This is a genomic window from Desulfovibrio sp. 3_1_syn3, from assembly GCF_000145315.2.
GTDB classification, from domain to species: Bacteria; Desulfobacterota; Desulfovibrionia; order Desulfovibrionales; family Desulfovibrionaceae; genus Desulfovibrio; species Desulfovibrio fairfieldensis.
Genome location: NZ_ADDR02000001.1, coordinates 269,811 through 284,465, shown reverse-complemented (window position 1 = coordinate 284,465; position 14,655 = coordinate 269,811). Strand labels below are relative to the sequence as shown.

The following is a 14,655-nucleotide window of genomic DNA, read 5'->3' as shown; positions in this document are numbered from 1 at the left end:
ATTAGCTTCAGGCGCAAGCAGGAAAATCTTTTTTTCACAGCCCGGAATGGCCTCATTCCTCGCGCAGGTCGCGGTTCATCAGGATTCTGAGCGCTTCCCGCGGGGCCTGTCCCTCGTAGATGACGCAATGCATGGCGGCGGTGATGGGCGCGTCAATGCCCAGGCGTAGAGCCAGGGCATGTACGGCGGCCGTGGTTTTGACTCCTTCGGCCACCATGCCCAGGCTGCGGGTGATGGCCTCCAAATTTTCGCCGCGCCCCAGGCGCAGGCCTACCTGCCGGTTGCGCGAAAGGTCGCCGGTGCAGGTCAGGGTGAGATCGCCCAGGCCGGAAAGCCCCATGAAGGTGGACCGGCGCGCGCCGCACGCCGCGCCCAGGCGGCTCATCTCGGCCAGACCCCTGGTGATCAGCGCGGCCCGGCTGTTGTGCCCCAGGCCCAGGCCGTCGCAGACTCCGGCGGCGATGGCCATGACGTTCTTGAGCGCGCCGCCCATCTCCACGCCGGTGACGTCCGTGCTGGAATAACAGCGGAAGGCCGGGCCGGAAAACAGTTCCCGCAGGGTCCGGCCCAGGGCTTCGTCGCGCGCGGCCAGCACCACGGCCGTGGGCAGGCCCCGCAGCACCTCCGCCGCGAAGGACGGCCCGGACAGCACGCTGTAGTGGGGCTCAAGACCGGCCAGGGCTTCGGCAACCACCGCGCCGCAGGTTGCGAGGCTGCCGGTTTCCAGGCCTTTGGCCGCGTTGACCAGCACCGGGCCGGGACGGAAAAAATTTCTGTGCGTGCCCAGCCAGCCCCGCAACTGCTGGCTGGGCACGGCCAGCACCAGCAGATCACGGTTGAGGACGGCCGGGTCCGTGCTTGCCGCTAAGCGGGCGTCCAGGGCAAAGCCCGGCAGGTAGCGCGGGTTTTCGTGGCGCTCATTGACGGTCAGGGCCACCTTCGCGTCCCGCAGCCAGAGGGTGACGGGCAGGCCGCGCGCGGCCAGCAGATGAGCCAGGGCCGTGCCCCAGCTGCCGCCGCCGGCCACAGTGACGGGCGTTCTAAGGGAAAGCGTGTCGGACATGTGGTTCAGAATCCCAGTTTTGATTCCGGGCCGGGCCTGTCGGGCAGAATGGCGCGCCCCTTGGCCAGCCTGGCGTTTTTGGCGTTGAAGCGCAGCAGGAACAGCCCGGCGAAGCTCTGGTTTTTGTAGACTTCCACCCGGAAGAGCGTGCCCCCCCGGTCCACGGAAAAGCGCGGCGCAAAGTCCTTGCGGCGCAGGGGCAGGCCGCTTTCGTCGCGGCGGCCGCTGTCAAAGCCGATGGCGTTGACCCGGAAGCCCTCCTGTGGATGCACGCGCACCGTTTCGGCCACGTCCAGCACCCGGCCGAAGGGCACCACTTCCTCGCGCCCGTCCACAGTGACGCGCACGGCTTCAAGGCTGTGGTCCATTTCGCGCCAGTCGGGCTTGATCAGGGTGATGGTGCGGTTGCCGTAGTGAATGCAGAGTTCCCTGTCGCGGTCCCGGCAGGGCAGGACCGCCATGATGGGTTTGGAAGTCACGGCCCTGGCCGGGCTGCCCTTGGGCAGGGGCAGATAGTTGATGGCCGGGCGCACGTCCTCCAGGGGCAGAAAGACGCGGTTCTCCGCGAAAGATACCCCCAAGTTGGCCCGCAGGGCCTCGCCCACCCCCTGGGGCGTCAGGCTGAAGTCGCGCTTGAAACGCACGCCCGCCTGGCGCAGAAAGCTTTCCACCATGCTCAGGTGGTAATAGGCCCGCAGCTCCACCGGAAATTCCTTGCTGGCTTCCAGGCCGAAAGCCGCCTTGCCCTGGCGCACGGCATAGTAGGACAGGCTTTTTTCCATTTCCTTGTCCCCGGCGGCGGTGTTCGTATTGTGGACGTGCAGGACGTGCAGGGGCTTGATCAGGCGCTGGTTGACCTCGGCGGTCACCCGGGCCGCCTCTTGGGCCAGCGCACCCATGAACACGCCCGAGGGCAGGCCGTCCTGGTCGATGATCACCGACTGGCCCCAGCGGGCCGGATTGCAGAGGTAATTCTGATAGTTCGCGCGGTAGTAGCCGCTGCCGTCGTGCAGATTGAGCACCAGGGCCACGCGCGGATGGCGGATCAGCTCCTGGATGCGGCGCACTGTGGGGAATTCCGGATCGCTTTCGTCCAGGCGGGCGAATTTGCGGTTCATGTCCCCGTGCAGGCCGCGCGAGCGCTTGATGATGCTGGGGAAGTTGAGGTTGGGCACCACCCAGACGGCCCCTTCCTGGATGTCGTAGCGGGTCGCGAGCAAGGTGGCGGCGGAGAAACCGCCCGGCTCGTCGCCCTGGATGCCGCCCACCACCAGCACGACGCATGTCGCGTCGCCCAGGCGGATGGTGGTGAAATCCAGGGGAAAGGCCTCTTCACCGCGTGCCGCGACGGGCAGACAGAGCCAAAGAATGGCGCAGAGCAGCGGCAGACAGACCGCCAGGCAGGGCAAAAGGCCGGGCCGGTGGTAAAAAACCGGCCCCGTTACGGGGCCGGACACAGCGCATGCGTTTGTATTCACTGCCTGTTCCTGTGTTTGAAGATACAGGCGACTGTTACGCCATTTGGCGGCAAACGGCAAGAAGGACGGCGCGGCTGACAGGGCAGACGCATCTAAAAAAGATCTATAGACTGGGGGCTATGGAAGACCCTATTGAAATCACATTGGCTATTTTCCGTGACCTGCCTGACCCACGAGTAGAGCGCACAAAGATACATAGTCTTGGGACTATTATGTTTATTGCTTTATGTTCGTACTTGTCAGGCGGTGACGGCTTTTATGACATGGAAGATTATGCCCATGCCAGGCAGGATTGGCTCAGCAGCCATATAGGCATGCAAAGCATTCCCAGTCATGATACCTTCAACCGCGTATTTCAGGCAATTTCCCCGAGTTGCTTTGGCGAATGTCTCCTTGAATTATCCCGACGTCTTCGGGAGAAAGTGACCGGCGACATAGTGGCCTTTGACGGAAAAACACACCGGCGCACTACCAAGAAGAATGGGACAGCTTTACATATGCTCAACGCTTGGTCCGTGGAAAATCGTTTGGTTCTCGGACAACTGGCCGTAGAAGAAAAGAGTAATGAAATTACAGCCATTCCCCAATTAATGGATATGCTGGACTTGAAAGGGTGTGTAGTAACGGCCGATGCGCTCAACTGCCAAAAAGTTGTAGCGGCTAAAGCCATCGAGAAACAGGCTGCTTACCTTTTGGCATTGAAGAGCAATCATCCTATGTTTTACGAGGAAGTACGTATGCATATGGATGCTCTATCCTGTGACGTTCCACCGGGATTTGAACAAATTGAGAAAGAACATGGCCGTATTGAAACCCGGCGGTGTTGGCAATCACCTTCAATAGATTGGTATAGCGATAAGGAGCAGTGGGCTGGCTTGCAAAGCTTTGTACTTATTGAGTCAGTGCGTGAAAGTAGAGGAAAAATCGAGACAAACCGTCGTTACTACATAAGTAGTTTAGCTCAGGATGAAGTGCGTGCCGCTAAAAGCGTGAGAGCTCATTGGCAGATAGAAAACGCCTTGCACTGGTGTCTTGATGTAGTTTTTGATGAAGATCAAAGTCGAGCACGGGTTCGTAATGCGGGCAAAAATCTTGGAATTTTGCGAAGTATCTGCCTCAATTTACTTCGGCGCATGCCGGGGAAATCGAGCTTGAAGGGCAAGAGGTTCAAGATTGCGCTGAGTGAAGATTTTCTCCTTCAGGCTCTCAGAATTTAGATGCGCCTGCCCTGCTCTGGTCGTCCCGTCCCCTTGCCAGTTTTTCGGCTTTGGGCTATAGAAGCCGTTCCATTACACACACTCCGGCGGTTCTCGGGGTGCCCGTTCCGCGGACGCGCGTCGCGTCCGACCCACGGCGGGTGAAGAGAACAGCACAAGCCGGAGTGGAGGAAACCAACCCATTGGAGGATCACAATGGCTTACGTCAGCATGAAGCAGATGCTGGAAACCGGGGTGCACTTCGGGCACCAGACCCGGCGCTGGAACCCCAAAATGCGCCCCTACATCTTCGGCGCGCGCAACGGCATCCATATCATCGACCTGCAGCAGACCGTGAAGCTTTTCCGCGTGGCCCACGATAAAATCGTGGACACCGTGGCCAAGGGCGGCAAGGTGCTCTTTATCGGCACCAAGCGCCAGGCCCAGGAGGCCGTGGCCGCCGAAGCCGGTCGCGCCAACCAGTTTCATGTGACCAACCGCTGGATGGGCGGCACCCTGACCAACTTCGTGACCATCCAGAAAAGCGTGGACCGCCTCAAGAAGCTGGAAGCCATGTTTGCCGACGGCTCCATCAACCGCTACCAGAAAAAGGAAATCCTGCTTCTGGAGCGCGAGATGAAGAAGCTGGAGGAAACCCTGGGCGGCATCAAGAACATGGACCGCCTGCCGCAGCTGGCCTTCATCATCGACCCCAACCGCGAAGACATCGCGGTGAAGGAATGCCGCAAGCTGGGCATCCCGATCGTGGCCGTCACGGACACCAACTGCGATCCGGACCTCATCGACTACATTATTCCCGGCAATGACGACGCCATCCGCGCCATCAAGCTCTTTGTGGCCGCCTTCTCCGAAGCCTGCCTGGAAGGCGAGGCCATGAGCAAGGACCACAAGGAAGTCAACGCCGAGGAGGCCATGCAGAAGGCCGCCGCTGAAAGCGCTCCGGTCGTCGAGGCCGCTCCCGCGCAGGAAGCCGCTCCCGCCGAATAACGCATTTTTTTGTAGACGCACTTCTGGGGCAGCGCGGCTTTTTTGAGATCCGCGCTGCCCGTTTTGAATAAGGAGCAAAGCCGCGACGCGGCAGCGGCTTCTCCCCCCGCCGAGGCTCGCGCACTTGCGCTCCGGCGGGCGGCTCGGTTCCTCGCCGCCTTATTTTTTGTGAAACTCCGGCGCATCGGCCGGACGTATCTGGAGACGACATATGGCAATCAGCGCTCAAATGGTCAAAGAACTGCGCGAGAAAACCGGCGCGGGCATGATGGACTGCAAAAAAGCCCTGGTGGAAGTGAACGGCGACCTGGAAAAGGCCGTGGACTGGCTGCGCCAGAAGGGCATGGCCAAGGCCGCCAAAAAGTCCGGCCGCGCCACCTGCGAAGGCGTGGTCACCGCCGTGACCAGCCCTGACGGCAAGCACGTGGCCATGGCTTCGCTGATGTGCGAAACCGACTTCGTGGCCCGCGGCGATCAGTTCCAGAACATGGCCGCCCGCGTGGCCCAGGCCGTGCTGGAGCACAATCCGGCTGATCCCACCGCCTTGGACGGCGTGGTGGGCGACGAGGTCAAGCAGCTCATCGCCTCGGTGGGCGAAAACATGCAGCTCGGCAAGTTCGCGCGCCATACCCGCCAGTCCGACAATGAAGTTATCGGACAGTACATCCACGCCAACGGCAAGATCGGCGTGCTGGTCTTCCTGACCTGCGGCAAGGCCGAGAGCGTGAACGCGCCCGAAGTCAAGGCGCTTGCCAAGAACCTGGCCATGCAGGTGGCCGCCGCCAGTCCCATGGCTCTGGACGCCGGAAGCCTGGACCAGGCCGCCGTGGAACGCGAGCGCGAAGTCTATCGCCAGAAGGCCCTGGAAGAAGGCAAGCCCGCCAATATCGTGGACAAGATCGCCGACGGCGCAGTGAAGAAGTTCCAGAAGGAAGTCTGCCTGATGGAACAGCCCTTTATCCGCGACGACAAGAAGAGCGTGAGCGATATCGTGCGCGAAGCCGGCAAGGCCGTGGGCGACACCATCACGGTGACGGGCTTTACCCGCATCCAACTGGCCGCGGAATAATGCCGGACCACGCCGCGTGCCGTACGGCGCGCACGTATAGTAGTCTTTGTTGATTGAACCTGAAGGGGGCTTCGGCCCCCTTTTTTTGTTTTTCCGGGTCCGCGCGCGGCGGGTCCGGCCAAGTGACGGGAACGAGTATGTGGGATTTTTCGTGGGTTACGGAGCTTTCGGCCTGGGCCGGTTTGGGCACGCTGGTGTTGCTGGAAGTGGTGCTGGGCGTGGACAATCTGGTGTTCATCTCCATCCTGGTGGGGCGGCTGCCCGCCGAGCAGAAGCGCCATGCCTTTCTCACCGGCCTGGGGCTGGCCCTGCTTATGCGTCTGGTCCTGCTGGCGGCCATCGCCTGGATCATCGGGCTCACCGCGCCCCTGTTCAGCTTGGGCGGTCGCGCCTTTTCCGCGCGGGATCTGATCCTGGTGGGCGGCGGCCTGTTTCTGCTTCTCAAGGGCACGCTGGAACTGCACGAACGCCTGGAAGGCCATGTGGCCGGTCCCGCGGATGCGGGCCGTCACGCGGGCTTCTGGCGGGTGATCGCGCAGATCATCGCCCTGGACGCCGTTTTTTCCCTGGATTCCATCATCACCTCCGTGGGCATGGTGGACCATGTCTCGGTGATGATGCTGGCCGTGGTCACGGCCATGCTGGTCATGGCTCTGGCCGCCGCGCCGCTGCTCCGCTTTGTGGAGCGCCATCCCTCGGTCATCGTGCTCTGTCTGGGCTTTCTGCTGATGATCGGCCTGGGGCTGCTGACCGACGGCCTGGGCTACCATATCCCCAAGGGCTATCTGTATGCGGCCATCATCTTCGCCGTGCTGGTAGAGGCCTGCAATCAGTGGGCGCTGCGCAACCGGCGCAAGCGCATCAGCATGCGCGACATGCGCGAGTCCACGGCCCGCGTGGTGCTGGGCTTGCTGGGCGGGCGGTCCGGCCACGGCGACGCCCAGCTTGACGCGGCGGCTCTGGCCGGGGAAAGCCGGGGCGCGCTGTTCGCCCCGGAAGAGCGGGACATGGTGGCCCGCGTCATCCGCCTGAGCGGGCGCACGGCCCGCTTTATCATGATTCCGCGTCAGCGCGTGAACTGGCTGGACAGCCGCGCCGACCGCGAGACTGTCTACCGTTTCGCGGCGGCGGCCGCTCTGCCCTGGCTGCCCGTGCTGCGCCGCGAAACGGACGACGTGCTGGGCGTGGTGCGCACGGGTGAACTGCTGCTGCCCGCGCCGGACGTCTCCAGGGATGCGCCCTGGAAACTGAGGGACTACATCCGTTCCGCGCCGACCATTTTCGAGCACACGGCCCTGGCGGACATTCTGGACGACTTCCGCGCGCATCCCGCGCCGCTCTCGTTTGTACGCGACGAATACGGCAGCGTGGTGGGCATGATCACGCCCGCCGAGCTGCTCAGCGTGCTGGCCGGTCAGGTGGGGGACCTGCCCGTCGGGCCCGAATCCTGCCGCCTGCCTGACGGCAGTTGGCGCATGCCGGGGAGGCTTTCCGTGGACGCGGTCACGGCCTGGCTGGGCATCAGCCTGCCGCCGCGTTCCACCAGCGCCACTCTGGCCGGGCTGATTCTGGAGCGCCTGGGGCACATTCCGGTGACGGGCGAGCGTTTGCGCCTGCAGGGCTGGGAGTTGGAGATCACCCGCATGGACCGCCAGCGCATCGACGAGGTACGCGCCGTCAAGCTGCCGGAGGATGGCCGGAAAAAGTAAAGCGGCCGCGTTCGTTACCGGTAGGGCGGGCGCATCTGATTCCGGCTTTTGCTGGCCTCTTATTTGCCGTGATTATCCGTCAAAACCGGCCTTTTCGGCACTGGCTTCAGTCCTGCCCCGTCCGCTCGTAGGGGATGCGCTCGAAGACCTTGCGGTGTGGGGTCAGGGAAATGTGGTAATACTGGTTCTGGGGAATGTAGATATAGGGCACGTCCTCGCTGCGCTGGCGCAGAAAGAGCGAGAGCAGCACCCGGTTGATGGCCTGATGCCCCACGATGAGCAGGGGCGCGTCCCCGGCCAGAAAGAGCGCGCGCCTGAGGCCGCGCTGCACGCGTTCGCGCAGGATGGCGTAGCTTTCGCCGTTGGGATAGGCGTAGCCGTACTTGTCCGCGTTGCGGCCCGCCGTGACGTCGGGCATGCTCCGGCGGATTTCCGAATAGAGCATGCCTTCGCAGTCTCCGGCCCAGATTTCGTCAAATTCCTTGAGAGCCATGGCGTGCGCGCCGGGGCGCTCAACCAGCAGCGGGGCCGCTGTTTCGTGGGAGCGCAGGCGGGTGGAGGTGAATACCCAGTCGATGCGCCGGTCGCGCATGTGCCGGGCCAGGGCTTCGGCCTGGGAGCGGCCCAGGACCGTGAGCGGGGGATCGCCGCCGATGCGGCCCTGCACGTTGAATTCCGTCTGGCCGTGGCGGGCCAGATAGAGGCTGTGCACCCAGACGCTGACCACAATCTCGCGGATGGCCGGGTAATAGGGCGAGCCTTCGCAGGGGCGTTCGTCCAGAATGCGGTTGGCCGTGGAATCCACGCAGAGCCAGAATTTTTCATCCTGAAGCGGGCTGTAGATGGATTCATAATAGCCGATGCGCTTCATGAAGCTGTCCAGGGCGTCGGCCTCGCTGTAGGCCGCGTATTCGGGCAGCGTGGTTTTGCGGCGGATGCAGGCGTTGAGCAGCAGCGGGTCTTCGTTGACGCACTCCACAAAGAGCACGGGGTGGTCGGTGAGGGTCTGTTCGATGAGAATCCGCCGGGCGCGGCTGGCGTTGGTGGCGTCCAGAATGGCCACCTCGCCCTGTTCGGCCAGCCAGGCCCGGGCTCGGGCCATGTTGCGGAGGCAGATCTGCTCGCGGATTTCGCGGCCCGCGCTGTTTTCCGGATTGTAGAAATCCGGCTCCGTGGATTCCGCGCCCACCAGGGCCCGGCGCATGTCGCCGTTGTTGAAGATCTGCGCCCGGATGCCCTCGGCCAGCAGGCCCTGGCGGATGCGCCGCGCCAGCGTGGACTTGCCGCGCGCGGGCAGGCCCACCATCGCCACGTACAGTTTCCGCATATTCCCCTCCGCTGTGGATCATGGTAGGGGAAAAGCCCCGGAAACGGAAGGAGGCGCGCATGAAGACCATCGGCCTGTTGGGCGGCATGAGTTGGGAAAGCACGGTCAGTTATTACCGAATCGTCAACACGGTGGTGAAGGAACGCCTGGGCGGCCTGCATTCGGCCCGCTGCCTGCTCTACAGCGTGGATTTTCAGGAGATTGAGGCCTGCCAGTCCGCCGGAGACTGGGACAGAAGCGCGCTGCTGCTGGGCGCGGCGGCGCAAAACCTGGAAAAGGGCGGCGCGGATTTCATCGTCATCTGCACCAACACCATGCACAAGGTAGCCCACCGGATTCAGGCGGCGGTCTCCATTCCCCTGCTGCACATCGCGGACGTCACGGCCGCGGAAATCCTGGGGCGCGGCCTGCGCTCGGTGGGCCTGCTGGGCACGCGCTACACCATGGAAGAGGATTTTTACTGCGGCAGGCTGCGTCGGCAGGGTCTTGAGGTGCTGATTCCGGACGCGCCGGAACGCGACATGATCAACAAGGTCATTTTCGAGGAGCTCTGCCTGGGCGTGATTCGCGAGGATTCCCGGAAAAAGTTTCAGGCGGCCATGGCCGGACTGGCCGGGCGTGGCGCGCGTGGCGTCATTCTGGGCTGCACGGAAATCGGCCTGCTGCTGCGGCCCGAGGACGCCGAACTGCCTCTTTTCGACACCACTGTGTTGCACGCCACCGCCGCCGCCAATCTGGCCCTGGAAAGCTGAGGCAAACTTTTCCCAAAAGGGGCGGCGCTATTCCGCGTCCGGCCGCGCGGCGTGGCCCCGCAGTCCGGTAAGAATTTGCATGAGCGGCTTCCGGGGGTTGGCTTTGCAGGCCGCTTCCAGGGCTCTGCCCCGATCCGTTACGGCTTCTTGCGGTTCCTCTTGGTATGTCCCGCGTTCCAGCCAGCCGCGCCAGCCGTCCCACCAGCAAGCCAACGCTCTGAAATCTATGCCGTGTTTTTTGTTCAATCTGAGCAGATCCGAGCAGGGCGCGCCCAGATAGGCCTTAGCCTCTTGTCTTTCGTGCATTTTGGCCGTTTTCCAGGCCTCGGTGACGGCCATGCTTGGCGTGCGGCGGCACTGCGAGGCCAGAATAAGAGGCAGTTCCGCGACAAAGTATTTGGTGCGCCACAAGCCCACGGGCGCATAGTCCAGATTCATCTGCGCGCTGACGTAGCCGTCCAGCCAGATTTCGGGCGGCAGGACGGATTTCACGGCAGTCTCCGCCTCCGCCCATTCCCGGCAGGTCAGAGCCGCCATGCCCGTGTACTGCTGCGGCGCGTCCGCGTGGAAGGCCGTATTTTCTGTTATATCCGCATACGCGGCGATCCCGGGCGCGGGAAACGGGTCCGGCGGAGTAGTGCTTGGGGGCAAGGCCGCGAGGGCCTTGCGGGCCGCATCCGAAAACGGCATTCGGGGATGTGCCGCGCAAAAGGCACGGATGGCCGCGCTTCGCGCCACGAACGTTTCAGGCGCGGGCAGACGCGTGGAGGGGTGGCTTTGGTAGCCGTCCCACCACAGCAGCCAGCCCACGGCGTCATGGCCGTAACGGAAAATATCCGCGCAGGAACGCTTGCCGACCTCGGCGGCGCGCCAGATTTCATCGTCGGCATCCCGCCAGGCCCTCGTTATCGGGACTGCGGGATGCCGCGCGCAGTAGGCGTCAATAAACGCGCTGCCGGCTTCCGGTTCCGTGGCATCCGCGTCGGTTTTTTCGCGCTCCGCAGCGGGATTGGGTTCGCGTTCCCGCCATGCGGCGGCCCAGCCGCTCAGCCATCTGCCTGTCATAAAGAAAAAACGGCCGCGGCCCGCCGCGCCGCCGGTGTCCCGGCAGGTCAGGGCAGCCAGCTCCACCGGCCATTCCCGCACAAGGTAAAGGGCCTCTCCCAATGCGAGAATGGGCAGGCGCGCGGACAGGGCTGCGAGTTCACGGGCCATCGGACGGAGTTCAGCCACGTCGGGCGGGCGCCCTTCGCCGTGCTTAAAGGCCCGGTGACCGTCCCCCCAGAGGAGCAGGGCGGCAAACAGGCTTTCCTGGACAGCCGCGATAGCCTCCGGTCGGGCAGCTTGCTTCCGGGTCAGCGAACGCGCGTCGTTCCAGGTGGCGTACCCGAGATTCAGAGTGCCATGGATTTTTCCCGGCTCGTCCGGAGAACGGAAGTGCAACATGGCCGTTTTCCAGGCTTCGGTCAGGGCCATGTCCGGCGTGCGAAGGCACTGGGCGTGCAACATCGGGAGCGCTTGCATCTGCCAGCGTCCGTTGTTCCACTCCAGATAAACGTCGTCGGAGTCGATCTGCGCGCTGACGTAACCGTCCAGCCAGAGCAGCGGCAGCGGCGGACGGCCGTCCGCATCCAGGTCGCGGCAGGTCAGGGCCGCCACGTCAGTCTTCTGTGGGAGAGCGTCCGGCCCGGCGGCCGAGGGTTGTATGCCGACGGCCAGCAGACAGGCCAGCAAAGCCAGTCCGGCCGCAACAAAGGCAGCGCGCGGGCCGGGTTGGGAATATTTGCATGTTTGCATGGATGATGTCTCCAGAGCCGCGTATACCGCGATACTTGCTGACGAGACAGCGGAAAGCGCCATAAAATTTTTATGGTTTGCGATTGCCTGGTATGTCTCACACGGCATCAAAGTGGAGCGAGTGCTCACAGACAACGGGGTTTGTTACAAGCCCTGGAAATTTCGTGATGTTTGCCGGGAACTTGGCGTGAAGCATAAGCGAACGCGGCCTTGTCATCCACAAACCAACGGCAAGGCGGAACGCTTCATCCGAACGGCATTAAAAGAGTGGGCATACGCGCAAACGTACGCCCACTCATGGAAAAGAACAGCCCATTTGCCTGTCTGGACAGAATATTACAATTTTCAGCGTCCCCACAGTGCTTTTGGCAGAAAACCTCCGACGTTAGCGATAACGGAGGGTGAATAACGTGTTGACACTCTACACCTAGCACACGTTGAGTTTCAGAAAGCGTTTTTTGCCCAGTTTGATCACATAATCTCCGGCGGGCAGCGGGGCCAGCGCGTCGTCGCAACGCTGACCGTCCACCGAGAGCGCGCCTTCCTTGATCAGACGCTTGGCCTCGCCCCGGCTCTTGACCAGCCCGGCGGCCTCCAGAAAGGCCGGGGGCGTGCTGTCCTCGCCGTATTGGCAGGAGAGGGAGGGCGCGTCGGCGGGCACGCCGCCGTCCGCGAACACCGCGTTGAAGCCCTGGCGGGCCTCATCGGCGTCCTTCCCGCTGTGGTAGCGGCTGACCATTTCATGGGCCAGGGCTTCCTTGGCGGCCTTGGGATGCACGCGGCCTTCGGCCACATCCCGCTTCAGGGCCGAGATCTCTTCCAGGCTTTTGGCTGAAAGCAGCTCGTAATAGCGCCACATGAGCTCGTCGGACACGCCCATGACCTTGCCGAAAATTTCCGCCGGCGGCTCATCAATGCCGATGTAGTTGCCGTAGGACTTGGACATCTTGCGCACGCCGTCCGTGCCTTCCAGCAGGGGCATGGTCAAAATGCACTGGCTTTCCTGCCCGTAATGGGTCTGGAGGTTGCGGCCCACCAGCAGGTTGAACTTCTGGTCCGTACCGCCCATTTCCACGTCGGTTTTCAGCGAAACCGAGTCAAAGCCCTGGCAGAGCGGATAGAGAAATTCGTGGATGGAAATGGGGCGCTGCTCGCGGAAGCGCTTTTCAAAGTCGTCGCGCTCCATCATGCGGGCCACGGTATAGCTGGAGGCCAGCTTGATGAAGCCCGTGGCGTCCAGCTTGCTCAGCCAGCGGGAGTTGAATTCCACCTGGGTTTTTTCCGGGTCCAGGATTTTGAAAACCTGCTTCTTGTAGGTTTCGGCATTGGCCAGAACCTGTTCCTCCGTCAGCGGGGGGCGGGTTTCCGAACGGCCCGAAGGGTCGCCGATGCGGCCGGTGAAATCGCCGATCAGAAAAATGACCGTGTGCCCCAGCTCCTGGAAATGACGCATCTTGTGCATCACCACCGTATGCCCGAGGTGCAGGTCCGGAGCTGTGGGGTCAAAGCCCACCTTGACGCGCAAGGGCACGCCGCGCGCCAGCTTTTTGCGCAGTTCGCCCTCGTCGATCAGTTCAGCCACGCCGCGTTTGATAAGGGCCATCTGCCGATCAATATCCGTCATCGCCGTATCCTTATTGCAAGCTGCGGTAAAAAATGTCGGACGCGCCGCCAAAGCGGCGGCGCGTGCGCGGAGACGGAATCTGATACCCTTTTGGCTGCGGCGGTGTCAAATTCACGGAAACCGGAAGACATGGTGAGAATCCGCCGCCACTGTAGGAATTTTGTTCGACGCGGATGGCGGAGAGGGGATTCTACAGGCCGAGAAGCGCGAACACGCGACTCTGGCTCAATCCCCCGTGTACGGATAGGGCGCCCACATTGTCCTGGGCGATCATGTTCAGGGTGTCGTCCAGCACGCCGTCCACTTCGTCGTCCTCCAGCAGCTGGGGCGCGCGGATGTCCACGGTATCCTGCACGGCGGCGGGGGTGGAGCCGGAGTCGTCCTTGTCGGGCATGGTGAACGCAAAGGGCAGTGAAGAGTTGATGCCGGAAATTTCCATGACGTATCCTCCAGATATCCGCCGCGGCGGTCAGGGGTCAAATTTTCCGCCCGCACGGGCGGCCGCACTGAAATATGCAAATCCGGTGCCAGGAGGGTTTACGGCAACGCCGGGAGCGGGCGGGGGGATGCAGCGCTGCAGCGCATGGAAGGTATGTAACGCCGTCGGGCCGGGAGGCGGCTCGACGGCGCGTACCGCTGGAACGCGGGGCTGCGGAAACGTCAACGTTGAGAATGTCAATTCTCAACGTCAATCTGCTCTAAAGGCCCACAGCCTGGTCCTGCGCCGGGGCGACGGTATCGTTCAGATCGCGGATGAGGTGGCGCAGACGCTCCGAGCCGGAAGATTCGATATCCGTCCAGTGCAGGGCGGACGGGCTTTTGGTCCAATCCAGCTCATAGAGAAAACGTATGCGCAGTGCGGCGCCCTGTTCGCAAATGTCGCGACTGAGGCCCACTTTTTTGCCCGTAAAGATATAAGGCGGCTCGCCCTGGTCAGCGGTTCTGGGCGCGAGAAGAAAAAGATACAGCTCGTGCGCCATGAGCGGCCTGCGCGCCAGCTCTTCCTCCACGCACAGGCAGGCGCCGCCCGCCGAGATATTGACCAGATTCGGTTTTTCTTCGCCGTGCAGCTTGTAATAAGCTTTGATCCGGGCGCTCAAGTCCTGCCGGTTGGCGGGCGTGTCGGCAATCACCAGCAGGCCGAGCAGGCCGGTATGTTCCTCTTCCCAGTCCAGGCGCTTGTCCCGCCGCAGGCGGCGGGTGACATACTGCCGGGAAAGGCGCAGCAGCAGCTTTTGCGGCATGCCGTCCTCGTCCGGCCGGTTTTCCAGAATGGAGGCCCGGCCGGAATAGCCCATTTTTTCAATGGTTCCGGAGGGGGCGTCCTGATCAAGGCTGAAAGAGAATTCGCAGGCGGGATCAACGGGCTTGCTCTTGCCGGGCAGGGTTTCATGCGCCTTGATTTCAAACAGCGCGACACTGCCGGTGACTTCCAGGAACTGGCCTTTCAGCAGCACGTCGGCCGTAACGCCGCCCATGCGCATATGGCAGCCGAGTCTGATCCGCGCGTTCTGGCGGCGGGCTTCCTGAAAAACTTCGAAGCTGTTGGGCCGCCACAGGCTGTATGATTCCATCTTTTGGGTATTCATAGTTTTTCCACGCTGTTCCCTCTGTGGGTAATAATAGGCAGCG

The 14,655-nt window shown here is 62.6% G+C and carries 13 protein-coding genes; 6 read left to right on the top strand and 7 right to left on the bottom strand.

The genetic code is table 11. From position 1 onward, the window contains the following. Positions 1-52: 52 nt before the first annotated feature. Both HMPREF0326_RS01145 and HMPREF0326_RS01140 read right to left on the bottom strand, forming a co-directional pair. A complete protein-coding gene (locus HMPREF0326_RS01145; RefSeq protein WP_008682100.1) occupies positions 53-1,063 on the bottom strand; it encodes an NAD(P)H-dependent glycerol-3-phosphate dehydrogenase in 1,011 nt (336 codons plus the stop codon). A 5-nt stretch (positions 1,064-1,068) separates the two neighbouring features. Continuing rightward, positions 1,069-2,541 (bottom strand): M14 family metallopeptidase, encoded by a 1,473-nt coding sequence (locus tag HMPREF0326_RS01140; RefSeq protein WP_020990125.1) that lies wholly within the window; start codon positions 2,539-2,541, stop codon positions 1,069-1,071. Here HMPREF0326_RS01140 and HMPREF0326_RS01135 point away from each other — a divergent pair. The 4 genes from HMPREF0326_RS01135 (at position 2,526) to HMPREF0326_RS01120 (ending at position 7,523) form a co-directional block, all read left to right on the top strand. After that, positions 2,526-3,758, top strand: a complete 1,233-nt coding sequence (locus tag HMPREF0326_RS01135) for an ISAs1 family transposase (RefSeq protein WP_198012610.1) — start codon at positions 2,526-2,528, stop codon at positions 3,756-3,758. The genes HMPREF0326_RS01140 and HMPREF0326_RS01135 overlap by 16 nt on opposite strands. 195 nt (positions 3,759-3,953) lie before the next feature. Further along, complete coding sequence (rpsB, locus tag HMPREF0326_RS01130) at positions 3,954-4,745, top strand: 30S ribosomal protein S2 (protein WP_008682097.1); 792 nt, start codon at positions 3,954-3,956, stop codon at positions 4,743-4,745. Between the two features lie 211 nt (positions 4,746-4,956). Next, positions 4,957-5,814, top strand: coding sequence for a translation elongation factor Ts (tsf, locus tag HMPREF0326_RS01125; RefSeq protein WP_008682096.1), 858 nt, complete (start codon positions 4,957-4,959; stop codon positions 5,812-5,814). Positions 5,815-5,951: 137 nt separating this feature from the next. After that, complete coding sequence (locus HMPREF0326_RS01120) at positions 5,952-7,523, top strand: TerC family protein (protein ID WP_009302755.1); 1,572 nt, start codon at positions 5,952-5,954, stop codon at positions 7,521-7,523. Positions 7,524-7,629: 106 nt separating this feature from the next. On the opposite strand, the gene HMPREF0326_RS01115 is transcribed toward HMPREF0326_RS01120, so the two are convergent. Continuing rightward, positions 7,630-8,850: a bifunctional nucleoside/nucleotide kinase/histidine phosphatase family protein gene (locus HMPREF0326_RS01115; RefSeq protein WP_008682094.1), complete on the bottom strand. Its 1,221-nt coding sequence runs from the start codon at positions 8,848-8,850 to the stop codon at positions 7,630-7,632. Positions 8,851-8,909: 59 nt separating this feature from the next. On the opposite strand from HMPREF0326_RS01115, the gene HMPREF0326_RS01110 reads away from it, so the two are divergent. Beyond that, positions 8,910-9,602, top strand: coding sequence for an aspartate/glutamate racemase family protein (locus HMPREF0326_RS01110; protein ID WP_008682093.1), 693 nt, complete (start codon positions 8,910-8,912; stop codon positions 9,600-9,602). Positions 9,603-9,629: 27 nt separating this feature from the next. Here the strand turns inward: HMPREF0326_RS01110 and HMPREF0326_RS01105 are convergent, their stop codons facing one another. Beyond that, the gene (locus tag HMPREF0326_RS01105) at positions 9,630-11,399 is read right to left on the bottom strand and encodes a hypothetical protein (protein ID WP_008682091.1); all 1,770 of its coding nucleotides are present in this window, start codon (positions 11,397-11,399) and stop codon (positions 9,630-9,632) included. On the opposite strand from HMPREF0326_RS01105, the gene HMPREF0326_RS15750 reads away from it, so the two are divergent. Continuing rightward, a complete protein-coding gene (locus tag HMPREF0326_RS15750) occupies positions 11,398-11,808 on the top strand; it encodes an integrase core domain-containing protein (RefSeq protein ID WP_198005339.1) in 411 nt (136 codons plus the stop codon). The genes HMPREF0326_RS01105 and HMPREF0326_RS15750 overlap by 2 nt on opposite strands. Before the next feature lie 18 nt (positions 11,809-11,826). Here HMPREF0326_RS15750 and tyrS read toward each other — a convergent pair whose 3' ends face one another. From tyrS to HMPREF0326_RS01090, 3 genes are all read right to left on the bottom strand, one after another. Next, positions 11,827-13,023 carry a tyrosine--tRNA ligase gene (gene tyrS / locus HMPREF0326_RS01100; RefSeq protein WP_008682090.1) on the bottom strand — a complete coding sequence of 399 codons (1,197 nt, stop codon included), beginning with the start codon at positions 13,021-13,023 and terminating at the stop codon, positions 11,827-11,829. 190 nt (positions 13,024-13,213) lie between these two features. Next, on the bottom strand, positions 13,214-13,462 hold the full coding sequence (locus tag HMPREF0326_RS01095) for a hypothetical protein (RefSeq protein WP_008682089.1): 249 nt from the start codon (positions 13,460-13,462) through the stop codon (positions 13,214-13,216). Positions 13,463-13,721: 259 nt separating this feature from the next. After that, complete coding sequence (locus tag HMPREF0326_RS01090; protein WP_008682088.1) at positions 13,722-14,612, bottom strand: hypothetical protein; 891 nt, start codon at positions 14,610-14,612, stop codon at positions 13,722-13,724. Positions 14,613-14,655: the final 43 nt, after the last annotated feature.

Coding starts and splice junctions, on each gene's coding strand:
- HMPREF0326_RS01145 (WP_008682100.1), bottom strand. CDS start 1,063: ATGTCCGACACGCTTTCCCTTAGAACGCCCGTCACTGTGGCCGGCGGC.
- HMPREF0326_RS01135 (WP_198012610.1), top strand. CDS start 2,526: ATGCGTTTGTATTCACTGCCTGTTCCTGTGTTTGAAGATACAGGCGAC.
- rpsB (WP_008682097.1), top strand. CDS start 3,954: ATGGCTTACGTCAGCATGAAGCAGATGCTGGAAACCGGGGTGCACTTC.
- tsf (WP_008682096.1), top strand. CDS start 4,957: ATGGCAATCAGCGCTCAAATGGTCAAAGAACTGCGCGAGAAAACCGGC.
- HMPREF0326_RS01120 (WP_009302755.1), top strand. CDS start 5,952: ATGTGGGATTTTTCGTGGGTTACGGAGCTTTCGGCCTGGGCCGGTTTG.
- HMPREF0326_RS01115 (WP_008682094.1), bottom strand. CDS start 8,850: ATGCGGAAACTGTACGTGGCGATGGTGGGCCTGCCCGCGCGCGGCAAG.
- HMPREF0326_RS01110 (WP_008682093.1), top strand. CDS start 8,910: ATGAAGACCATCGGCCTGTTGGGCGGCATGAGTTGGGAAAGCACGGTC.
- HMPREF0326_RS15750 (WP_198005339.1), top strand. CDS start 11,398: ATGGATGATGTCTCCAGAGCCGCGTATACCGCGATACTTGCTGACGAG.
- HMPREF0326_RS01105 (WP_008682091.1), bottom strand. CDS start 11,399: ATGCAAACATGCAAATATTCCCAACCCGGCCCGCGCGCTGCCTTTGTT.
- tyrS (WP_008682090.1), bottom strand. CDS start 13,023: ATGACGGATATTGATCGGCAGATGGCCCTTATCAAACGCGGCGTGGCT.
- HMPREF0326_RS01095 (WP_008682089.1), bottom strand. CDS start 13,462: ATGGAAATTTCCGGCATCAACTCTTCACTGCCCTTTGCGTTCACCATG.
- HMPREF0326_RS01090 (WP_008682088.1), bottom strand. CDS start 14,612: ATGAATACCCAAAAGATGGAATCATACAGCCTGTGGCGGCCCAACAGC.